Source organism: Agathobaculum massiliense, from assembly GCF_900291975.1.
GTDB lineage: Bacteria > Bacillota > Clostridia > Oscillospirales > Butyricicoccaceae > Agathobaculum > Agathobaculum ammoniilyticum.
In genome coordinates this window covers 2,345,955-2,367,779 of sequence record NZ_OMPN01000001.1, presented here as the reverse complement: position 1 = coordinate 2,367,779, position 21,825 = coordinate 2,345,955, and the positions used below count along the sequence as shown (strand labels likewise).

19 protein-coding genes and 2 pseudogenes are annotated in these 21,825 nt (G+C 49.8%); 10 read left to right on the top strand and 11 right to left on the bottom strand.

Features of this window, described 5'->3' with window-relative positions; translation table 11 throughout:
* Positions 1-36 precede the first annotated feature (36 nt).
* The 7 genes and pseudogenes from nrdD to DBQ51_RS12025 form a co-directional block, all read left to right on the top strand.
* Positions 37-198, top strand: a pseudogene (gene nrdD, locus DBQ51_RS12055) (anaerobic ribonucleoside-triphosphate reductase); the annotation flags it as partial.
* Positions 199-444: 246 nt separating this feature from the next.
* Positions 445-603, top strand: coding sequence for a hypothetical protein (locus tag DBQ51_RS16645; RefSeq protein WP_153802395.1), 159 nt, complete (start codon positions 445-447; stop codon positions 601-603).
* 57 nt (positions 604-660) lie between these two features.
* The gene (locus DBQ51_RS12045; protein ID WP_054327890.1) at positions 661-1,053 is read left to right on the top strand and encodes a hypothetical protein; all 393 of its coding nucleotides are present in this window, start codon (positions 661-663) and stop codon (positions 1,051-1,053) included.
* A 144-nt stretch (positions 1,054-1,197) separates the two neighbouring features.
* On the top strand, positions 1,198-1,929 hold the full coding sequence (gene ssb / locus DBQ51_RS12040) for a single-stranded DNA-binding protein (RefSeq protein WP_054327891.1): 732 nt from the start codon (positions 1,198-1,200) through the stop codon (positions 1,927-1,929).
* A gap of 50 nt (positions 1,930-1,979) precedes the next feature.
* A complete protein-coding gene (locus DBQ51_RS12035) occupies positions 1,980-2,414 on the top strand; it encodes a hypothetical protein (RefSeq protein ID WP_054327892.1) in 435 nt (144 codons plus the stop codon).
* A 14-nt stretch (positions 2,415-2,428) separates the two neighbouring features.
* Entirely contained in the window at positions 2,429-3,670 is a 1,242-nt protein-coding gene (locus DBQ51_RS12030; RefSeq protein WP_107631667.1) for a hypothetical protein, read from the top strand.
* 440 nt (positions 3,671-4,110) lie between these two features.
* Positions 4,111-4,605, top strand: a complete 495-nt coding sequence (locus DBQ51_RS12025; RefSeq protein WP_107631666.1) for a hypothetical protein — start codon at positions 4,111-4,113, stop codon at positions 4,603-4,605.
* Between the two features lie 34 nt (positions 4,606-4,639).
* Here the strand turns inward: DBQ51_RS12025 and DBQ51_RS12020 are convergent, their stop codons facing one another.
* A complete protein-coding gene (locus DBQ51_RS12020) occupies positions 4,640-4,918 on the bottom strand; it encodes a hypothetical protein (protein WP_054327895.1) in 279 nt (92 codons plus the stop codon).
* A 566-nt stretch (positions 4,919-5,484) separates the two neighbouring features.
* On the opposite strand from DBQ51_RS12020, the gene DBQ51_RS12010 reads away from it, so the two are divergent.
* Together DBQ51_RS12010 and DBQ51_RS12005 are read left to right on the top strand one after the other, a co-directional pair.
* Positions 5,485-5,865: a TnpV protein gene (locus DBQ51_RS12010; RefSeq protein ID WP_054327897.1), complete on the top strand. Its 381-nt coding sequence runs from the start codon at positions 5,485-5,487 to the stop codon at positions 5,863-5,865.
* 29 nt (positions 5,866-5,894) lie between these two features.
* Positions 5,895-13,853, top strand: a complete 7,959-nt coding sequence (locus DBQ51_RS12005) for an LPD25 domain-containing protein (protein WP_159068171.1) — start codon at positions 5,895-5,897, stop codon at positions 13,851-13,853.
* 164 nt (positions 13,854-14,017) lie between these two features.
* On the opposite strand, the gene DBQ51_RS16640 is transcribed toward DBQ51_RS12005, so the two are convergent.
* The 5 genes from DBQ51_RS16640 to DBQ51_RS16635 form a co-directional block, all read right to left on the bottom strand.
* Positions 14,018-14,443 (bottom strand): hypothetical protein, encoded by a 426-nt coding sequence (locus DBQ51_RS16640; RefSeq protein WP_159068170.1) that lies wholly within the window; start codon positions 14,441-14,443, stop codon positions 14,018-14,020.
* 68 nt (positions 14,444-14,511) lie between these two features.
* Complete coding sequence (locus DBQ51_RS12000; protein ID WP_054327243.1) at positions 14,512-15,213, bottom strand: DUF4367 domain-containing protein; 702 nt, start codon at positions 15,211-15,213, stop codon at positions 14,512-14,514.
* Positions 15,200-15,754 carry an RNA polymerase sigma factor gene (locus DBQ51_RS11995; RefSeq protein ID WP_107631663.1) on the bottom strand — a complete coding sequence of 185 codons (555 nt, stop codon included), beginning with the start codon at positions 15,752-15,754 and terminating at the stop codon, positions 15,200-15,202. Before DBQ51_RS11995 ends, DBQ51_RS12000 begins: the two co-directional genes overlap by 14 nt.
* Positions 15,755-16,077: 323 nt before the next feature.
* Entirely contained in the window at positions 16,078-16,458 is a 381-nt protein-coding gene (locus tag DBQ51_RS11990; protein ID WP_054327241.1) for a hypothetical protein, read from the bottom strand.
* 12 nt (positions 16,459-16,470) lie between these two features.
* Complete coding sequence (locus tag DBQ51_RS16635; protein ID WP_159068169.1) at positions 16,471-16,839, bottom strand: hypothetical protein; 369 nt, start codon at positions 16,837-16,839, stop codon at positions 16,471-16,473.
* Positions 16,840-17,094: 255 nt separating this feature from the next.
* On the opposite strand from DBQ51_RS16635, the pseudogene DBQ51_RS11985 reads away from it, so the two are divergent.
* Positions 17,095-17,304: pseudogene (locus DBQ51_RS11985) on the top strand (IS110 family transposase); the annotation flags it as partial.
* Positions 17,305-17,439: 135 nt separating this feature from the next.
* Here the strand turns inward: DBQ51_RS11985 and DBQ51_RS11980 are convergent.
* The 5 genes from DBQ51_RS11980 to DBQ51_RS16630 are packed head-to-tail and all read right to left on the bottom strand — an operon-like array spanning position 17,440 to position 21,800.
* Positions 17,440-17,865 (bottom strand): cupin domain-containing protein, encoded by a 426-nt coding sequence (locus DBQ51_RS11980; protein ID WP_054327239.1) that lies wholly within the window; start codon positions 17,863-17,865, stop codon positions 17,440-17,442.
* Positions 17,852-18,841, bottom strand: a complete 990-nt coding sequence (locus tag DBQ51_RS11975) for a carbohydrate kinase family protein (protein ID WP_054327238.1) — start codon at positions 18,839-18,841, stop codon at positions 17,852-17,854. The genes DBQ51_RS11980 and DBQ51_RS11975 overlap by 14 nt, the downstream gene beginning before the upstream one ends.
* A gap of 14 nt (positions 18,842-18,855) precedes the next feature.
* Entirely contained in the window at positions 18,856-19,239 is a 384-nt protein-coding gene (locus DBQ51_RS11970; protein WP_054327237.1) for a VOC family protein, read from the bottom strand.
* Between the two features lies 1 nt (position 19,240).
* The gene (locus tag DBQ51_RS11965) at positions 19,241-20,332 is read right to left on the bottom strand and encodes a lactonase family protein (RefSeq protein ID WP_054327236.1); all 1,092 of its coding nucleotides are present in this window, start codon (positions 20,330-20,332) and stop codon (positions 19,241-19,243) included.
* The gene (locus tag DBQ51_RS16630; RefSeq protein WP_152959448.1) at positions 20,322-21,800 is read right to left on the bottom strand and encodes a hypothetical protein; all 1,479 of its coding nucleotides are present in this window, start codon (positions 21,798-21,800) and stop codon (positions 20,322-20,324) included. The genes DBQ51_RS11965 and DBQ51_RS16630 overlap by 11 nt, the downstream gene beginning before the upstream one ends.
* Between the last annotated feature and the right edge of the window lie 25 nt (positions 21,801-21,825).

Here is a 21,825-nt window from a genome sequence, read left to right as displayed (position 1 = left end):
GCTATATTATGCAGCGGATCTGAACCGCTGATTGGTGAAGGCGTGGGCTTTGAGCGCATCCGCCGTATCACCGGCTATCTGGTAGGCGATCTGGATCGGTTTAACAACGCCAAACGCGCCGAGGTAAATGACCGTGTAGCGCACGCTGCATCCAGACCCACGGCATGCCCTCCAATTAAGAAAGAAGCAGGATTGTGAGCGGAGAAACTACTATGAATTACTTGTATCATGTTTGGTATTTTTACTATGACGGCTACGGAGAACAGAATGAGGCGGCTTGTTGCTGTGAACTTCAGCGGAAAATAACAACTCCGGGTGATTATGAAGATTTGGTCAAAGCAATAAAAAAAGCACATTATCATCGGGATTCTTCGAACATTTCTGTTATCATCAGGAACATCCAGCTCCTGCATGATCCATCTGAGCCAGACAAGGGGGATTAGCGTGCTCATTCTGATCTGTGTCGGGCTGATCTGCATAATAGTCATTCAAATACTGCGGATCGCTTATCTCAACAAGAAAGTCGAGAAACTGGCTTTGAAAGAACGGCTATTGACACAAATTATCGAGGATCGCTGCATCCCCTATTACACCGGCGAGTAATCTCGCAGTAAAGCAAAAACTTTATTCCGCGTTATTCTCCTTAGACTGAGGTGGCACATGAACCATATAGAACGTATAAAGGAGCTGCTTTCGGCTTTGGGCTATACAATCACGGCCTGTTCGCCAGATCAGGATCTGATCAGTTTTTTATTCTTTCGTGCAGATCATATTTACCAACTGGAATGTTACGGCGGTGATTGGAATTGCACTGTACTGTGGGGGATGGCGCATGATGATAGCTGGGATAGCTCCCGGATTATAAAGTCTGAAGGTATCTTTGTACCATTCACATTAGATTTACTGGACAGCATAGCTGACGCTGCTCTGAAGGATTATCTGTCTGAAGCAATTGCGAGATGCGATACGGAGCAAGAAAAAGATAATTTTATCCGAGCCAGCACAGACAAAGTTTTGTCAACGCTACACAAGAATGATATTTTGCTATTTTAGCTGCGATTTTTTGCAATTTTATAGCAAAATTGCAAATCCATCTAATTTCTCTTGCTGTTCAGATATTACTTAAAGCTTATTATCATAATACCCTGTTTCCATATAAAAGTCTATTAACCATAATAACAGAGGAGGAACCATCACATGAGCAACGCAATTTCCATCAACAACACCGTCCTTATGGGACGGCTCACCCGCGATCCGGAGCTGCGGTATGTCAGCGGGGACATCCCCGTTTGCTTTTTTAAGCTGGCAGTCGCACGGCAGACCTCCGGCGAAGAGAAAACAGACTTCATCCCTTGCGTGGCATGGCGTGAAAAAGCGAAGTTTGTATCCCAATGGTTTTCCAAAGGCACACTGGCTGTCGTGATCGGGCAGGTCACCTCCCGCATATGGGCGGATGACCAGGGCAGCAACCATATTGCATTTGAAATCCTGTGCGACCAGATCCAGTTCGGGGAAACCAAGCGTCAACGGCTGGACCGTGAATCTGCGGACAAGCAGGGGGACGCCGCGCGCGGCAGTTTGCAGATCCTGGCGCTGGATGCTGAAACCGGCATGCTTTTGTCCGGCGCAGCCTATGACCTGTACCGCGCGGACGGCACGCCCGTCCAGCGCAACATGGCAGGGACGGACAGCGGCGCGCATATCGTCGGCCTGCCTGCCGGTGAGTACACCATCACGGAGGTCGCTGTCCCTGCGCATTACGCCCCTGCAGCGCGCTCGGTCACAGCGTCTATCAGACCGGGCGAGGACTGTGTGATCAAAATCCCGCATACCACACAGGCAGCGCCCCCTGCGGCGGAGCCTGCGCCCGCCGCTGCGTACAGCATCCCCGAGGGGATTTCGGACGATGATACAGATTCCCCCATCTGACCGCCGCGCCCATATCCGTGTGTTCCAATGGAACACACGGATACCCTTGTATGACAGAGGTAATCATGAGCAAAGAGGAATTGGAACATCTGAGGAGCCTGAACCGTGAACTGGAGCATGACCTGCGGCGGCTGCACGAACTGGAATCCGCCGTTTCCGGCCGCACTTCTTCCATATCCGGTCTGCCGCATATCGGCGTTTTGCAGGATAATGTCAGCCTGTACATATCCATTATAGACGAACTGAAACGGGTCATCATGGACCGCGTGCTCGAAAGTATTCTGGAGTATGCCAAGCTCAACGCATTTATCAATGGGATAGAAGACCCCCTGCTGCGGCAGATATTGCTTTACCGCTATGTAGACGACCTGCAGTGGCGTCAGATCGCAGCACAGGTCGGCGGGGACAATACCGCCAGCAGCGTCCGCAAGATCGCGGAACGATACTTGAAAACATTGCCGCAAGGCACAGCACAAAAGACATGAAGGAGGTGTTTCAAATGTCCGGATTTACAATGGGGTGCAGCCATGCCCTGCGCAGCAAAGGCCTGTCCCTTGCAGCCAAGGGGCTGTACCTTGTCATATCGTCGTTCTGCGGCATGCCGGGATGGCGGCTCTCCAAGTCCCAGCTGGTGCAGTTCTGCGAAAGCCGTTATGCGCTGGAAAAAGCGTGGCATGACCTGCTGGAAGCCGGATATCTGAAGCACCGCTTTTCCCAGACGGGCAATAGCGGCGCATTTGTCCATACATACGACCTGCTGCAGCTGCCGGAGGATTCCCCTGCATATCAGTATGCCGCGCCGTCCGGGCGCACGGGCGGGGACTGCCGTTTCCGCCCCGCCGGCGATACCATGCGCGATTTTACCCGTATCCCCAATGCCGTGCTGCGCAGCAAAACCATCCCTTTGGCAGTCAAAGGGCTTTTCGGCGTGGTCTTACACCTGACATTGATCCCGCATTTCCACCTGAACCCGGAGGGCGTGCGTGCGTTTTGTGCGGAGCGCCTTAAACGCTTTTCCTCGGTATGGCGCGCGCTGAAGATCAGCGGCCTGCTTAAACAGCACCGTTACCCCACGGGGCAGGAGGACGGCTTTTCCTATCAGTATGAGCTGCTGGCAGAACCGGATCAGGAAACCCCATACCTTACAAACCATCACGCGGACGGTACGGTATCCACGGTAAAAACGATAGCGGGGTATTTAAGCCATGCTGGGAAGAAGCTGCGCGCACTGCGCCCCTCCTGCTCCAAAACGGCGCACAGGCGCGGTTCCAATGCTTCCGTGCCCTCCTCTGCCCCTGCGAGAAAAGCGCCGTATGCACCGTCTCAGGCGGAAATAGAAGCAGTGCGGCGGCGCATTGACGCAGGCCGTCTGGAATGGCAGTATGACGCCAAGCTTGTAGATATGGCAGCGGGCGCGCTGGCGGAGATCGAAAACGCGCCGGAGCTTACGGTCAGCAAACGTACCGTCCCCCTTGATGAGCGTGCGCCGCTGGCGTCCGCTTTCACATATGACGATATGTCATCGTTCCTCCGCACGAAAATAGACCTGTCCCGCGCCGGCAACCCTGCCGCCTATCTGCGCGCGGTGCTATTGAAATGGATGCAGGAGCGCGCGTCCGCGGGAAATCAGCGCGCCAAGCCGCTCAGCGACTGGGAGCAGGAGTGGCTGGAGCGGATCAAAGATGTACGCTGCCGGCGTCTTGCCGAGGAAGCCGGACAAAAAAATACAAGCACGACCTGACAGCCGTACCAGCGTTTATGCAGTACGGCTTATGGCCGTGCTTTTTTTCTGCCCAAAACCGGGGAATGCCGCCGTCACGGCGCGGGATCTGCGGTTTACACAGCCCCGCACGCGCCCTTGACACACCATACGCCTGTTTTCGGGGGGTGGTAGAAAAGAGGGGCAATGGTATTAGGGCTGTATGCGGTTCAGGCAGGATGTAATTTGTCTTAAAATAATAAAATACCCTTCATTTATACCTGTTTAATTATATTTCTGATAACAATACCGGTATGAACGGCAAGGCGAAAAAACTTTCTTTTTCCCTGCAACTTGTCCGCTTTGTCCACCCTGCCTGTGATAATCTGTATACTGGGCGGAAGCCCACGGGCAACGCCCGCAAAGAGCATCCAAATGGCTGGATGCTCTTTTTTTGTGCTAAAAAAGGAGGTTGCAGCGCCATGGGCAGAGTAAACGAATGGGCGGTCAACAGGGAAAGCGACGGGATTGTATACTGCTTCGCAGACGGCACAACACAGGTGGTCCGTCTGGAGGACTACCTGCGTGAAAACCCGGAATACACCGCCGAGGACTTCCGGCAGATCAAGGAACTCTCGGACGGCATGTTCTTTGAACAACATCAAACAGATTATCGCTACGGCTACATGAAAACCGATGCAGATTTTGACGATGTAGCCGCCGCGCTGCCGGCGTCAGACCCCGAGCCGTGTACAGCGCTGCTGCAGTGGGAACAGCGCCGGCTCGCAGTCCGTGCGGCGCTCCTGCTGCTGCACAGCGGCGGGCTGACCCCGGCGCAGAAAGAACGGTTCATAGATTATTTCCTGCGCGGGAAATCCATTGCGGAAATCGCCCGCAAACATCATATACATCGGCAAAGCGCTTGGGAAAGCGTTCACAGGCTGGGCGAACTGTTATCCTCCGGCACCGCCATCTGAAAATAAAGCATATTGTCCGCAGTATGTTTTTATTTTAATATGCCGCCAGTGCGAAACTGGCAGAAAGGAAAATTGATATGGCAAAATTCACACCAGACCAGCTCAAAGAGCAGATGGAGCAGACGGTCCGCCGTTTCCGCGAATCACCGGAAAGCTGGATGCAGTTCCTCGACACAGCGGCAAGGCTGTACAAGTACGATTTCCCCTCGCAGGTCATGATCTTCAACCAGCGGCCGGACGCCACCGCCTGCGCCGGCCTGCCGTTTTGGAACAACCGCACGCTGCGCAGGATAGCGCGCGATTCATCCGGCATCGGCGTCGTGCAGCGCCATGCGGATGGGCATGAACAGGTGCAGTACCTGTTTGATATTTCAGATACCCTCCCCCGGCGGGATAACATCCCGCCGCCGTACATTTGGGAGATGCGCGCAGACGCGCAGGACGCCGTACTGGATAACCTTTCCGCGCAGTCCGGTGAAGATACCCGTTTACTGGACAGCTTTTCTGATAACCTGTTTATCGCGGCGCAGAATCAGGCGTTCCATGACGCGGACAGCATCACGCAGGACCTTGATTTTATCCGTGCGGCAGTGGCGTCCGCCGCCTACTGCGTGCTGCGCCGGTGCGGCATAGACCCCGCGCCTTATGTCCGCTTTATCCCAACCGGAGGGCTTTCCACAGCGGACCTGCACCGCTTGGGTTCTGTAACCCAACAGTCCGTTAAAACCGTATTATCATCCATTGAGCGGACAATGAAACACTTGGATGGGTGTAAACTTTTTCGATTTACAACGCGAAACCGTATTGCGGGACAGGGCGCGGGGGTGTATAATAAGGATACGGAAAAAGACCGGCAGCTTACGGAAGGAGATGGGCAAAATGACCGAAGGAATGCAGGGCCAGACCGCGCAGGCCGAAACGGAGGAGATCACCTACTACACAGGGACGGACGGGAAGGAATACCCAGACAAGACGCCGAAGGAGTACGGGCCGTTCGGGCAGGAGCATCTGAGATACCTCATGAAGAACGATCCGGAATCCTATCAGGATATGGTGGTGAAAGGGACGCTGACCCAGTACCTCAACGAGGTCGCGGAGAGCGCGGAAGAGGATATGGAGCGGCTCATCCGGGCGCAGGCGGCGCAGGACGGGACGGACGAAAACCTGAAACGGACAGACCCCATGAAATGGGTGGGGCTGATGAACAACTACCGCCACTGCGCGCTGGAGATCGTGCGGCGGGACTGGATTTACTGTTAAGTAATAATGAAAAAGGGAAAGCGGCAGAGTTGAAAAAACCTGCTGCTTTCCCTTTTTCTGACGAACCGCCCGCGGTTCAGCTTTCGCTGATGCCGGAGGAAATCCCTGCGCGGGATGTGTTCCAGTCGAACACGCAGCCCGCCGCTGCGGATATGTTCCAGTCGAACACGCAACCAGCCGCCGAAGATGTGTTCCAACCGAACACGCAGACCGCCGCCGAAGATGTGTTCCATCGGAACACACGGCTCGGCCGGCATGAATTTACGCAGGCGGAAATAGACCATGTGCTGCGGCTCGGCAGCAACACAGACCGCCACCGCGAATGTATCGTCGCAGCCTTTGAAAAGCAGAAACCCATCGGCGGGATTGCAGCCGATCTGCAAACCATCTACCACGGCGGCAATGGCTTTTCCATCGGCGCGGAAATGTTCGCCGCGTGGTATGACAGGGACGGCGTCCATCTTTCCCGCGGGCGCTCCACACGGTATGACGCCGGGGCGTATCTCATCCCATGGGAACAGGCGGCAGGACGGATCGGGCATCTTATAGGAACCGGACAGTTTGCCACCAATGTCGAGGTCGCGGAAGCCGAGGGATACGAACGCCGCCAGCTTTCGGAAAAAATCTGGTTCCTTTACCATGACTTCGGTGAAGAGGCGCAAGGCTATCTGCCCAGCCTGTCCGGGGTACGGCGAAACAATTATCCGGAAGAAACAGCATGGCTCGCGGGACAGCTGAAAAATCCGGAATTTCTCCGGACGTTCACAGAGGAATATGCCGCGTTCCTGTCCGCCTATGACCGAAACCATGACCTGCTGCGGTTTCGGCATCATAAAACCAGGGACATCATGGATGGCCTGCATGATCTATCCCTTCCCCGCAGGACTTTTGCTTCGGGAATGACGAAAATCCCGGAGATCGGCCGGTTTATCACAGACGATGAAATTGATGTTTCCCTTTCGGACGGCGGAAACGTCGCAGGCGGGAAAAACCGTATCTACGCTTTCTTCCAGCAGGGACACTCTGCGAAAGAGCAGAAAGACTTCCTGCAGGAGGAATATGGCATCGGCGGGCGATCCCACGCGCTGTCCGGCTCTTCCCACAGTTGGGAAGATTATGACGGGAAAGGGATTCATTATAGAAAAAATGGCTGTCCGGATATCCACCTTACATGGGAACATGCCGCGAAACGTGTTGCCGCGCTGGTGCAGAACAACCGATACCTGCCTGCAGAGGCACAGGCGGCGGCTGATAAGGTGCGCGAGGGGAACGCGCTGGCGGAACAGGAGGAAATGGCTGCGCCTTCTGTGCCGGAGGGCAAGACAGGCCATGCAGTCCCGCCTGTCATGCCCCAAACCACGGGGGAAAATCCATATGAACCGGACAGCACACCCTATATCTTCTGCGAATGGAGTGAAAGCCCCCTATTTGAAGATGGGAAACGGTATTCCATCTATGAGTTTGACCGCCTGATGAAGCAGGCGGATGACGAACAGGTTGCAGGGAAAAACGCCGCTTTGAAAAAACATGGCACATGGGAGGACTGGTACGAAGCGGACGATCCTGAAAACGAGCGGTTTCTTGGCTATGATAAAACCAAATTTACTATCGTTATGCCTGATGGGCAGACCTATACGGAGCGGCAGGATATTGGCGATGGTGATGGCGGGGTGCTGGATTTCCTGAGTCGGTATCCCCAATATCAAAGCATCCTGCCGCAGCTGCGCGAGGCGTCCATTGTATCCCCTACACCGGATGAAGCAACCATTGGGCAGGCCGCTGCCACAGACCCCTCCCACGATGTGTTCCAGTCGGACACGCAGCCTGTCGCTGACGATGTGTTCCGACGGAACACATCGAAAAGCGCCGCGCCCAAACGGACGGTGCGGACGGTAAAAGAGATTTATGAACAATACCTGCCAGTGATTAAAGAAAAGGTCATGGCTGACGCTGCCTATCAAAATGCCTGCATGAATTCAGACGAGGAAAATGCCCGTATAGAAGCGGATGCTGCTACACGGCGCGCGGCGGTGAGTATCGGGGATACCGAGTTCCTCCGGCTTTATTATGACCTCAGTTCTTTCCATAACCATTTGCATAAAGTGGTATTTGATGAAACCTATCCTGCCCTGCACGCAAGCGCAGAACAGCCCGTTTCATCTGATGATGTGTTCCAAGGGAACACATTGGAGGAAGCCGTGCAGGCTGCTGCCACAGACCCTTCACGTGATGTGTTCCAAGGGAACACACTGGAGGAAGCTGTACAGGCCGCTACCGCAGACCCCTCGCGCGATGTGTTCCAAGGGAACACGCAACCCGCCGCTGACGATGTGTTCCAACCGAACACGCAGCCTGTCGCTGACGATGTGTTCCAGTCGAACACACAGCCCGCCGCTCACGATGTGTTCCAGTCGAACACGCAGACCGCTGCCGAAGATGTGTTCCATCGGAACACGCAGCCTTCTGCCGACGATGTGTTCCACGGGAACACACTTGAGGAAGCCGTACAGGCTGCTGCCGCAGCCCTCTCCCACGATGTGTTCCAGGGGAACACACTGGAGGAAACCACGCAGGCAATACCAGCGCCGTATGACCCACTTGCACCCGCCTATCAGGTTGGGACAGTGGTTTACTGGAACAAAGCGGCGCACATCATTTCCGGCGTCAGCCCCGCAGGAATCACGCTGAAAGAAGTCGGCGCGGAGGGTACGGAACTGTCGCCCATCGCCAAAGCTGTATTCGAGGGCCGGTTGTCTCAGGACGCCCGAAATACACCCGTCATAGACACCCTGACTATGGATATCGAAAATACAAACGACGATCTGCGGGAAACGCTCACCAGCGAGCACGGCCTGCTGTCACAGGCGGACAAGGACGCCATCGCCCGCCTCCTGCGGGACGGTCTGGGCAATGCGGAAATTGCGCAGCATCTCTCGGACGCCCACGCGGGTACAACCGGCAATTTCACCCTTTTAACAGGGGATGAAGCCGAGTATATCGCCACACCATCCGGTTTTTCCGTTGAGATTCAGGACAGGTTCGGTACGGAACTGTCGTATTCATGGACCGAAGTCGCGCGGCTCTGCCGCAGCCTGTATCAACAGGAGTTGGACGGCTTCCGTCACGCTGTCCCCGAACCTGCTGCAAGCGCGGATGTGTTCCAGCCGAACACACCGGAAGGGGCGGCGCGGAACGCGGGCAATTATCATATTACGGATGAACTGCTCGGCGTATCCCGTCCGCGCGAACGGTATCGTGACAACATTGCCGCACTCCGTCTGCTGCACACGCTGGAGCAGGAGAACCGCCCGGCTGCGCCGGACGAACAGGCGGCGCTCGCCCGTTATACCGGCTGGGGCGCGATCCCGCAGGCGTTTGATGCGGGGAATCCGGCGTGGGCTGATGAATATACCGAGCTTAAAGCGCTGCTGACAGACGATGAATATAAAGCCGCGCGCGCTTCCACCTTAAACGCGCATTACACCAGCCCCACGGTGATCCGTGCTATCTATGACGCCGTAGAGCACATGGGGCTTGCACCGGAAAGCATTCTGGAGCCGTCCTGCGGTACTGGTAACTTCTTCGGTATGCTGCCGGAGGGAATGAGAAACAGCCGTTTGTACGGCGTGGAGCTGGACAGCATCACGGGCCGCATTGCCCAAAAGCTCTATCCCAGTGCGGATATCACTGTATCCGGTTTTGAAAATACCGCATTTCCGGACAACACTTTCGACCTTGCCATCGGCAACGTCCCGTTCGGTGATTATCGCGTGAACGATAAGGCATATAACAAAGACCATCTGCTCATACACGACTATTTCTTTATGAAATCACTGGATAAAGTAAAGCCGAACGGCGTCGCTGCTTTCATCACCTCCAAAGGCACAATGGATAAGAAAGACACACACGTTCGCCGCCTGCTTGCGCAGAAGGCGGATTTGCTGGGCGCTATCCGTCTGCCAAACAATGCGTTCAAAGCCAATGCCGGCGCAGAGGTGACAACGGATATCCTGTTCCTGCAAAAGCGGGAAACGCCGCCGGAGACCGAGACTGAGTGGGTACAGCTGGGGCAAAATCCAGACGGGCTTTCCATGAACCGTTATTTCATCTCCCACCCGGAAATGGTCTTGGGTGAAATGAAGATGGAAAGCACCAGATACGGCTATGATACCACCTGCGCGCCGATTCCGGGTGCAGACCTGAAGGGGCAGCTTGCAGAAGCGGTACGGCATATCGGGGCGCTGGAGAAGCTGCCGGTGCGCGGCGCTGCGGATGTGTTCCAGTGGAACACATCGCAAAATACAGGAAGTACCCCGGATGAAGAGGTTGAAGATTATAGCTATTTCATCAAGGACGGGGCGGTGTTTTTCCGCGCCGCTGGCAGGGATGAGCCTACAGGATATAAGGAAACCGCATCGCAGCGCGCCCGCGGCATGATCGGCCTGCGAAAAACCGTGCGCGATTTGATCATAGCACAGACCGAAGGTTGTGATGATGACACGCTGCACGGGCTGCAGCGTACGCTGAACGGGCAGTACGACGCCTTTGTCAAAAAGCACGGCTATCTCCACGATACCGCCAACCGCCGCGCCTTTTCACGGGACGCAGGCTATCCGCTGCTGCTGGCATTGGAGGAGCTGGACGATGAGCAGAACGTCAAAGGCAAAAGCGATATCTTCACCCTGCGCACGATCCGGCCGCATATTGCCGTGACCAGCGCGGATACGCCGCAGGATGCGCTGGGTTTATCCCTTGCGGAACGCGGGGAAATCGACTTTGCTTATATGTCCCGCCTGCTGGGCGGGACGCCGGAGGGGCAGATCATTTCCGCGCTGCACGGGCAGATTTTCCGCGAACCGGTAAGCGGCGTCTGGCAGCCGGCGGACGAGTACCTTTCCGGCAATATCCGCGCAAAGCTGAAAACCGCGCAGGCATACGCGGAAAAAGACCCCGCTTTCTCATTTAACGTGAAAATGCTGGAAAGCGTCCTGCCCGAACCGCTCACCGCTTCGGATATCAGCGTGCGGCTCGGCACTGCGTGGATTCCGCCCGAAGATATTACGCAGTTTGTGCGTGAAGTCCTGCACCCGCCGTTCTATGCTGCAAATAAGATAACCGTATCTTACTCGGATGCAATCAAAAGCTGGTATGTATCCAACAAGGGCGCGGACAACGACCGCAATTCCTTTGCCCACACCAAATTCGGGACAAGCCGCGCGAACGGCTATGAACTGCTGGAACGGGCGCTCAACCTGCGGGATGTGCAGATATTCGATGTGAAAATCGTAGACGGCAAGGAAAAGCGTATCCCCAACCAACAGGAGACCATCAAGGCGCGCGGGAAGCAGGACGCGCTGCGGCAGGCGTTCAAAGACTGGATTTTTGCAGACCCGGAACGGCGCGAGCGTCTGGTCCGCTACTACAACGAGCATTTTAACCACACCCGCCCGCGCACCTATAACGGGGATTACCTCTCTTTCCCCGGCATGAACCCGAACATTACCTTGAAAGAACACCAGCGCAACGCGGTTGCCCGCATCCTCTACGGCGGCAATACCCTGCTGGCGCATTGTGTTGGCGCGGGGAAAACATGGACGATGGCAGCGGGCGCGATGGAACTGCGGCGGCTGGGGCTTGCCCACAAGCCGATGTTCGTTGTGCCAAACAGCCTGACCGAGCAGTGGGGCGCGGAATTCCAGCAATTATATCCCGGCGCACATATCCTTGTGGCGCGGGAAGATGACCTGTCCAAACAGAACCGCCCTGCATTTTGTGCGCGGATCGCCACAGGGGATTATGACGCGGTGATCATCGGGCATAGCCAGTTTGAAAAAATCCCGCTTTCCCCGGAGCACGCCCGGGCGCATATCGAAAAGCAGCTTGACACGCTGGAACTCAGCCTGTCCGAAGCGAAAAAAGATAAAGGGCAGAGTTTTACGATCAAGCAGCTGGAAAGCTCGAAAAAGAAGCTGGAAGCGCGGCTGGAGCAGCTGATGAACGCCAAGGAAAAGGATACTGCCGTAAGCTTTGAACAGCTTGGCGTGGACCGTATTTTTGTAGACGAAGCGGACGAATTTAAGAACCTCGGCCTGTTTACAAAAATGCGGAATGTTGCAGGCATCCAGACCACGGCTGCGCAGAAAAGCGAGGATATGGCAGCAAAATGTGAATACCTGAATGGGCGCAGCGGCTATAACAGCGTGGTATTTGCCACGGGTACGCCGATCTCAAACAGTATGACGGAATTATATACCATGATGCGCTATCTGCAACATGATGTACTGGAGCAGGCGGGCTTATCCGATTTTGACAGCTGGGCATCCGCCTTCGGCGAAACCGTGACCGCTATGGAACTGTCCCCCGAGGGCAGCGGCTACCGCAGCAAAACCCGCTTTGCAAAGTTTGTCAACCTGCCTGAGCTGGTTACGATGTGGAAGCTTGCCGCAGACATCCAAACGGCGGATATGCTGCATCTGCCGCGCCCGGAAGGGACGTATCATAATGAACTCACCGCGCCCACCCCAGAGCAGGAGGCAATGGTGCAGCAGCTGGGAAAACGCGCGGACGCGGTGCGTGCCGGCGCTGTCGCGCCGTATGAGGACAACATGCTTGCGATCACAAACGACGGGCGCAAGCTGGCGCTGGACCAGCGGCTTTCCGACCCCTCGCTGCCCGATACGCCGGAAAGCAAGCTGAACAAGGTTGTGCAGAACGTTTTTGAAATCTGGGAGCGTACCGCGCCGGAAAAAGGCACGCAGCTCATTTTCTGCGACCTTGCGACACCCGGCGGCAAAGGCGCGCGTAAAAACAGCTTTTGCGCCTATGACGATATACGGGACAAGCTGATCGCGCGCGGCGTGCCTGCGGAGGAAATTGCGTATATCCATCATGCGGATACTACACCGAAAAAGCGCACGCTGCGGCAGCAGATGAACGCAGGCAAAGTCCGCATCCTGATCGGCTCCACCAGCAAAATGGGCGCCGGATTCAATGTGCAGAAACGCTTAGCCGCGGAACACGAGATAGACTGCCCGTGGCGTCCGCGCGATATTGAACAGCGCGAGGGGCGCATCCTGCGTCAGGGCAATATGTATGACCATGTTGACATTTACCGTTATGCGACCAAAAGCACCTTTGACAGCTATAACTGGCAGACTGTGGAGAATAAGCAGAAGTTTATCGCGCAAATTGTGACTGGGAAATCCCCTGCGCGTACTTGTGAGGATGTAGACGCCGCCGCACTGTCCTATGCAGAGATCAAGGCGCTGTCTGCCAGCGATCCGCGCATCAAAGAGCGAATGGAACTGGAGGTTGAGGTCAACAAGCTGAATGTGCTTCGCACCGCATACAAGAACGAGCAGTACCATCTGCAGGATGAAATACGCATAATACCGGACAAAATAACGGATAAGGAGCGCCTGCTTGCCGCATTGCAGCAGGACGGCAGGACCTTTGCAGCGCACCATGCAGAAAGCGTGGGCGATACATTCCGCGCGGAGATCTCCGGTACGGTATACACGCAGAAAGAGGACGCCGGAAACGCTTTGCTGCAGCGCATCGAAAGCGAAACGGCAAAGATCAAGGCTGGGGCGGACGATGCCCTGGCGTGGGAAAAGTCCCTTTCTATCGGGCATTACTGCGGTTTTGAACTATACCTGACGCGCGACCCGCTGCAAAACTGTATCCTGTGGGGACGGGGGGAGACCAAGCGTCAGGTGGATGCCGGCATGACGCCGCAGGGCATGATGCAGCGGCTGGGAAATGCCCTGTCCGGCATTGAAGAACATATTCCCGACTGTGAAAAGCGGATATCTCTCTTGAAAGAGCAGCTTAAAACAGCGAAAGCGGAACTGGATAAACCGTGGCCGCAGGAGGATGAGTACCAGATCAAGGTAGCGCGGCTGGGCGAGCTGAATTTCCTTTTAAGCAAAAAAAATGACCAGCCTCAGTTTGGCTTAGACCAGCCTCAGCCGGAGTTGACCCTATAACATGAGCCGTACGTTTACGCGGGAAATTAGGAAAGGCGTGCTTGAACCTCGTGGTTTAGGCACGCCTTTATTCTTAACAAAAACATTTTAATTGCGCGTTTTTACAAAAAACTCCCAAAAGACCAGTTCGTAATCTTTTGAGAGTTTATAATTTGTATCACTCGTCAAGCAAAATATCCATATGATATCATTTTTGTGCCAGTTTCCAATAAGGTATTATTTTTATAAACTTCTAATGTTATCTTTAATTGGTATGAATATCCATGATAAACAGCATAACTTTTTGTGGGGGTTGCAACAGAAAATGAAGATGATGTCGTATCCCATGTGTATAAGGTATTCCATTTATTGTTTTTAAACTGTTGCAACTCTACGGTTATTTTACATTTGTTGACTTGCGTAGATAGTGCCGAACCAGAACCATAAGCTGTTGCTATTCCTGAACTTGAAATATCAAGATTTCCAGTAATGTAAACGATATGGGTCCATCTTGGTTGAGCTTGAAGATCTGTTGCCCCGGACGAACAAAAGAGAGCGGAGAAAACAAGGGTGATAGCAACAACAGTTTTCATCAATTTAATTTTTTTCACAAAAATCCTCCTTTGAAAAGTCGTTCAGATAATATAACGAAATCAAAGGAGGATATATTACAAATATTTTAAATATCTACACTTTCCAGTATCTTTACACATTCTTCTTGTGTGATCGTCCCAGTAATACAATACATATGTCCATTTGTAGGCCACGAAACGATAATGTAGTCTTCATGTGATGAAACCACAGCAGGAGAGCCATCAACTTCAATTTCACTCAAAACACTGTCTTCTGAGTTGAAGTAAAAGGTATCCGTATTCATATTAAATTCAATTTGATACGAGCTTCCATCCTCCCGCTGATATGCAATACTATATCCATTTTCGAATTCTGAAAATGATGTTACTACAAAGCCGTCTGGAGAATAAGTTGGCAGATATTTCGACATGAAATCGGAAATAGGAACATTGAGGTCATCATGAGTCAGTATCTGGGAGCTTTCCTTTCCAATGTTAAGGATAAAGGATAACACAGGGACCCGAATAGCGTCAACAGAACCTATCAGAATTCCACCGATTCCAATGAATACGGCAAATCCTGCTGCTATATGTTTCATTGTCTTCTTATACGCAGATATCCATTCTTTGCGGCGTTCTTTCCGCCTGACACGGTTCATTCTCTGCTCGAATCCCTTTGAAAATTCATGCGGCTCAATACCCTCTGCCGCCAATTCTTCCTCGGTTTTTAATTCCGGAGGCGAAGATTCAACGGAATCATCCAGCGCAACGCCAAGGAGCTGTTCGATATACTTATCATCGTTTTTCATCAAAGTAATGCTCCTCTCTCAAAAGTTTTTCCAGCTTCGATTTGGCACGAAGCAATCTCTGGTTGACGTTGTTTGCCGAAATACCGAGAAGTTTTCCCGTTTCTTCCGCCGTTAACTGATATAAAAACCGGAGTTTTAAAGCATCCCGATATATATCCGGTAATTGATCAATTGTCGTGACGAGATCCATATATCGAACCTTTCCAATAGCAGAATCTTCAGGATTATTCTGATCTATCACAAAATTTTCATTATCAAAAAAGACCTCAGGATTTTTACGTCTTTTTCTGTATTCGTCAATACTGATATTCCTGATGATAATGGCAATGTAGTCACGGCGCTTCTGTTCTGTCATTGTTGAGATTTTTTTCATGTTAGCTGCAACTCTGACGAAAGTCTCAGCAGTCATGTCTTCAGCCAACTGTACATCATGCAATATACTGTATGCGATCTGATACATACCTTGACGGTAACTATTATATATTTGATCGAATAAGATTTCATTATCTTTATCATCAATCAAAACCGTATAAGACAGCATGGTTATCCCCCTCCAATGCCGCTAATATCTTTGTGAAAGGCAAAACCAGTATATCACAAAGTAATCAAGAGGGAAAAGAATAACATTGCACAAAAAATAAGCACATATATGTAATTATCAGAATACATATTTAATTTAAAAAATAGTGTTAAAATAAGATGTAAAATTATTTGTTTGGGGAACTTGTGTACTTTATATAACGAATTTAAATAGCTTGATATTACATGAATTATTTACAAAACAACAGGGTTGGAGCAGTTATGCTCCAACCCTGCTCTGGTATATATACTTGTTTTGAACCAACGACCTCCGGGGTTATGAGTTTACCATTCATGTCCGAACGAACCGACTTCACTCTCCCATTTTTCTGTCACTTTATTATAGTATGACACAGTAATGACGATTTCGTTATCACGAATCGCCGAGACAAATGCTGTGACAGAATGTATCGTGTTCGGATAGTATGTTACTTTGAGACTTTGCACCCCAGTTATATCTCCCGTGCTGTCCAGAATGGTATACTTTACATGAACCTCTGCACCACAGTTAAAAGTAACATCTTCTTCGAAATAAAGGGTCATGCGATCTTCTACTCCTACCGATGCATCAGCAGTGATGTCGGCGGCGAAAGCCGGCGTAATCGATAGTGTTGCCACACACAGCACAAGTGGAACAATTCGTTTAAACAGCTTCTTGATATTCATTTTCTTTCCTCCTCACGAAACGGCTGATACATGGATTCGGTCAGACGGTACAGCAAATTCATATGGCTGGTATCGTCCACGAATGTCACATTCTACTACCACCTCCATTCCAGCTTTGAGTTCGTGTAATGATATCTCTTCTCCCGCAGGATCGGTAATTTGTGTTCCCGAATCTGCGGAAAAAACATAATAATTATCCGAATCGTCTTTCATAACAAAGCTGTTGTAATTTGATTCAACTACTATACCATAGCTATATGTCGTGCCTTCTCTCAAATAATTTAAGTAAACAAAGCGGATGGCAAATATGATTACTATGCAACATGCAAGCATGATTAACAAAAATATCGTCTTTTTTTTGAGAGTATGACACAGCTGCATTGAACTTCCCGCCCTTGTATTATAAAGTTAGTAGTTATTAAAGCCCCTCTCCAAGGGCTGTGCTACACTGTAGGGGATGCTGTGGATTGGTGTTTCGACCCTACCAGAAGATGGTTTTAGAAAGGTTCCAACCACAGCCCCTTACAATTTTGTTAATCAGTTAAATACCGCCAGACGGTTTATGTGGAACAAGGCTACAAAAGTAAGGCGCACTGTGGATGCAGCATCACATATTTACCGTTGGAGGGATTGGTTATGGTAATTTCTGTTGGTATTGATGTCTCAAAGGATAAGCATGATTGCTTCATTCTCAGTTCGGAGGGCGAAGTCCTGGCAGATGCGTTCACTATCCCCAATACGATGGATGGGTTTAACTACCTGTTGCAGAGAATCCAAGACTGCACCACACCGCAAGACAAAATGAAAGTAGGGCTTGAGGCAACCGGGCATTACAGCTACAACCTTTCTAAATTGTTCTTTGGTAAATGTCAACAGCAAGACTGCTGACTGCACCGACCTGGATGGTGCATGCTGACTGGATAAACAGGCACACTTCAATTGAAATATTTATTTGATCTAAACCAAACTTGAGATTATAGTTTAAGGCGCAATTGGAAATTTTTCGTTACAATCAGGATTTTGTGTTCGGAATTTCTCCATGTAATCTTCACGAACTGGACAGAAAATATCAATCGCCTTGCAGTCGACATCAAGAATAAACGCACCATGAGGTATATTAGCGGGAAGATAAATCACATCTCCTGCTTCAACACGGTAAATCTTTCCGTCGATAATTTCGTCACAATATCCTTCAGTCACAATCATACATTGTGCATTTTCATGAGTATGAACATCAAAAACAGAGTTTGCCTTCATAGTAAGAAAACTCACGGTAAGTTCTTTTGTTGAAATAAGATGACTTTCTGAACCAGGGACTAGCAATGTCATGGGGACACTCTCTGTTGGACGAACAATGTATTGTTCTCTATCTTGGGTTTCTGCAATCTTGAATTCACTGCGATTCATAGTTGCTCTCCTTTTCTTGATGCTGTAAAATGTGTTCTACTTCTTTCAAATAAGGCATTGACGGAATTCCTCCACGCTTTGAAATACTAAGTGCTGCAACGATATTTGCTTGATCTGCATACCTAATGACATCAGCAATGGACAATTGTACAAGCGACTTCCCCTCTTTTATAAAGTATGAAATGAAGGCGCCCCAGAAAGCATCTCCAGCTCCAGTTTTGTCAATGGTTTTTCCGAGTTCTACGCTGTCTGAAAAGCCTCCGCCTTTTTCGTTGAGACTAACATATGCCCCCTTTTTACCAAGAGTAATAGCTACGCATGTAACTCCTTTGCTATGAAGAAATGCGCATGCATTCTCTAAACTTTGTTCACCGGTGACAATCTCTAGTTCTTCATCAGAGACCTTTATCATGTCCACGTACTGCAACACTGATTGCATGTGAAATCTAGCCGATTCTTGATCGGGCCATAATTTTTCTCGATAATTTGGATCGTATGAAATCACGGCGCCGGCTTCTTTTGCTGTGTTTACCGCCACAAAAGAAGCCGTCCTCGTTGGTTCGTTAGTAAGAGAGAGTGATCCAAAGTGAAAAACTTTGCAATTTTGAAGCAACTCACGGGAAACTTCATCACTCTTAAGGCAAATATCCGCACCTGGCTTTCTAGCAAAAGAAAATTCTCGTTCTCCCCTTGCGTCTAATGCCACGAATGCAAGCGTGGTAAATACATTCGAATCCATAACGAGGCCCTTGGTACATATCCCTTCAGATTCAATCACCTGTCTCAGAAATTGACCATGCATATCGTTTCCGACCTTGCCAATAAATGCAGTTGACCGTCCCATTCGAGTTGCAGCAGTTAGCATGTTACAAGGCGCTCCGCCAGCATTCCGTTCAAACAGTTTCATCCCGGATTGAGAATACCCACCATCAGTAAAATCAATCAACAACTCTCCAAGCGCAACAATATCAAACACAGTTCTTCTCCCTATTATAAATACTGATTGAATTCCACACGTTCTCCATTTGGACCCGTAATCGTGAAGAAGCGTACACCTTTTTCGAAAAATGGCAAAGTTTGGATCGTTACGTTTTCTATCGACATTGTTGAAGTTATAAACCGAAATGTGGCTTCGACATCATTGACATTAATTGCAATGTGGTCCCATGCACCTGTTTGTAGTGTGCAATCCTCACTCTCATATACTTCAAGAACCATGTCTTGCAACTTCAAAAAGCAAACCCGTTTACCACGGTTGTCTTCTTGAGTTTGAACTCCAAACCCAAGAAGTTGATAAAATTTGAGCGTTTCCTCATAACAGTTTGTTGGGAGCCCTAAATGTTGTAATCCTAAAATTAAATTTTTTGCCTCCAATTTATTGCCTCCCTTCAAAAATTGCAAATGCATAAGTTTGGGGGATCTTCTCTCTTACTCCGGTATCTTTAAAATACTGATGAGTTTCATCTAAATAGAAAATCTGTATCCCGCCAACGCTGGAACAACGTTCCTTGGGTATTTTGTAAGCACCAACATCCAAGAATTCCTCCAATGCAGCAAAGAGAAACTTTGATGTAGAGTCAAATCGGAGAACTCTTGCCCACCCGTCTGTTTTAACCGTACTATGGAATTTTAATAATCCATGATGATCCACCTGGTATACAACGATGGTGTTCTCTCCACGATTTGATACTGTTAACCATTTCCCGTCAGGGGAAATGGCAATATCGCCGCCTATACTTTCATCTTTCTCGCTATATTTAAGATTGTTTAGTATTTGCTTCAGCACCAAGAAGTTTCTGTTGCGATCTAAATAGCAAGAAAAAACCTCAGAACTTATTTCTGAAACTACATAAATGTAATCCAGAGTAGGATGAGCAACGAGGTGCCGTGGACCAGCGCCTGGAGACAGATTTAATTCAAACAAGCTTTTTGATGGAATATTGCCGTCGAACAGTCGCAATTTGTCACAACCCAAATCAGCTGTTACCATATAATCACCATCAGCAACAACTATAGTGCCATGTGGATGGGGAGAATCCTGTCTAGGACCGATATTGGTGCCAGTGTCATTAAATTGCTGAATTTGAAGACATCTTCCTATTCCGCCGTCCTCTCGAATGTTATACAGCAACAATGAGTTGGCTAGGAAGTCCGAGGCAATAAAGACTTTTTTCTCATGATTTACAGAAATATGCGTTGCATCAAAACCAAATGCAGATTCTCGGTTAATCAATCGTAATGTGCCATCACTTTGAATTGAATAAGAACTAAAAAGATTGTTTCTTCCGCTGTCCAAAGAAGAAGTATACAGAACTCCATCGTCGATCGTAATGCAGGCTACGTCTCTCAATATGTCCTCAGTACCTTTTTTATTTAGTACACAAGATGTAGGATCAAAGGTATAACGGATCAACTTTCCTTCGTAATTTCTGATACAAGCATATAACCAAATCATATTAGTATTCATACGGGTCATCCTTTATTCCACGATGTTGCACACTGCCGGCCGCCAGATAGCCGCCACTTGCACCGGATTTGCTTTTTGAAATCCAAAAAGCAAACAATTTGCCTTGTTCTATCTCAAATACGATGTGGACTGGTACATGTGTAAGTTCTTTTAGCCGTGAAGGGTTTTTCCATATAATTTGTTGCTTTGTAGAATCGATGTTTCTACAAACGCAATCATTAAATGTAAGACCTTTAATAGGACGATTGTTAATGTCGCGCAATTCTGCCTTCAATGACTTGCATTGTGCATTAACCCAAAGACCTTCACCTTCAAAACACACTAACGGCGTTACAATTCGACCGACATTATCCGTTACCAGTGCCGCAAATCCGTCTCTACGGAGTGCAGCAACTCCTGTACTACCACCAGCATACATATGCCGCCCAAGATGAGGCGAATTCCCAGACCAGGCACCAAAATAGAAGAGAAGCTCGTGACCGTTTATAATACAGATGCCAGTTGCAGGATGAATGTAACCTTCGTTCCACGCTCCACAAGCTCCGGTTCCAGCAATAAATTCATTTCTATTCAATCTGGAAAATTGTAAGCCATCACGACTAAAGCCAATGTATAGATCACATTTTTTGGGGGTTTTCAGTTTTTCTGCAATCGTATTATGGGGGCCTTTAAAAATTTGATATAGGCCGATGACAATGCTTTCGTACGCCACACAATCCAAGCTATATAACTGTGTGTCACAATCATATATGTCATCGCGAGCATCATCTACATCTGCAGTCTGCCAAAAGTATTCCTTTTGACAAGCTGCAAGTTCATAAAAAGTACTTGCTTCCCGATAAGAACGGTATCGATATAAGTATTGTTCTCTATTATATAAACTGCGAACACTCAGCACCCATTTGTCTCTAAATGGGTTATAGAACAACGATGTAGTATCTCCGCATCGCATAATAGGCGTTGGTGTACTCCAAGTCATTCCGTCTGCGGATGTTCGTAGTTCTGCATACTCGCGTTTTTGGGGATCTCGAGTAAAGAGAAACATTTTATATCGCTCATCTATGCTATTAAGATCCAACCAAACGCTACATCCATCTCGTATACGTCCTTCGGAATAGGGTAACACTCGATTTGTGCCGTTACCTGCTCTGGTGTTTATCCTTTCCCAATGAAATCCATCACTACTTTCAGCATAAGCAGTCGCTCCAAACCAACCGGCTTGATACCACAATTTGAATTTACCGTCAAAAGGATCATAAAATGCGCCATCTTTAAACGGTGCAGCAACTGGGCAATTACCATTATCCATTTCCAAAGGAGTTGTGGGAAGCAACACTGGCCCCTTGATCTGAGGAGAATAGAACTCCCGCTGCATATCACATTCTTCTATTAAAAAATCGTCCACAAAAAGCTGTCTGCCGCAATCGATAGGAATAACATCGGGCCTTCTTTTCAGGTAATCCGGCATTTGCGGCTTTACCTGAAAGGAAGGG

Coding starts and splice junctions, on each gene's coding strand:
- DBQ51_RS12045 (WP_054327890.1), top strand. CDS start 661: ATGAACCATATAGAACGTATAAAGGAGCTGCTTTCGGCTTTGGGCTAT.
- ssb (WP_054327891.1), top strand. CDS start 1,198: ATGAGCAACGCAATTTCCATCAACAACACCGTCCTTATGGGACGGCTC.
- DBQ51_RS12035 (WP_054327892.1), top strand. CDS start 1,980: ATGACAGAGGTAATCATGAGCAAAGAGGAATTGGAACATCTGAGGAGC.
- DBQ51_RS12030 (WP_107631667.1), top strand. CDS start 2,429: ATGTCCGGATTTACAATGGGGTGCAGCCATGCCCTGCGCAGCAAAGGC.
- DBQ51_RS12025 (WP_107631666.1), top strand. CDS start 4,111: ATGGGCAGAGTAAACGAATGGGCGGTCAACAGGGAAAGCGACGGGATT.
- DBQ51_RS12020 (WP_054327895.1), bottom strand. CDS start 4,918: ATGCCGGATGAATCGCGCGCTATCCTGCGCAGCGTGCGGTTGTTCCAA.
- DBQ51_RS12010 (WP_054327897.1), top strand. CDS start 5,485: ATGACCGAAGGAATGCAGGGCCAGACCGCGCAGGCCGAAACGGAGGAG.
- DBQ51_RS12000 (WP_054327243.1), bottom strand. CDS start 15,213: ATGAAAAACGATGATAAGTATATCGAACAGCTCCTTGGCGTTGCGCTG.
- DBQ51_RS11995 (WP_107631663.1), bottom strand. CDS start 15,754: ATGCTGTCTTATACGGTTTTGATTGATGATAAAGATAATGAAATCTTA.
- DBQ51_RS11990 (WP_054327241.1), bottom strand. CDS start 16,458: ATGAATATCAAGAAGCTGTTTAAACGAATTGTTCCACTTGTGCTGTGT.
- DBQ51_RS16635 (WP_159068169.1), bottom strand. CDS start 16,839: ATGCAGCTGTGTCATACTCTCAAAAAAAAGACGATATTTTTGTTAATC.
- DBQ51_RS11980 (WP_054327239.1), bottom strand. CDS start 17,865: ATGAATCGCAGTGAATTCAAGATTGCAGAAACCCAAGATAGAGAACAA.
- DBQ51_RS11965 (WP_054327236.1), bottom strand. CDS start 20,332: ATGAATACTAATATGATTTGGTTATATGCTTGTATCAGAAATTACGAA.
- DBQ51_RS16630 (WP_152959448.1), bottom strand. CDS start 21,800: ATGCCGGATTACCTGAAAAGAAGGCCCGATGTTATTCCTATCGATTGC.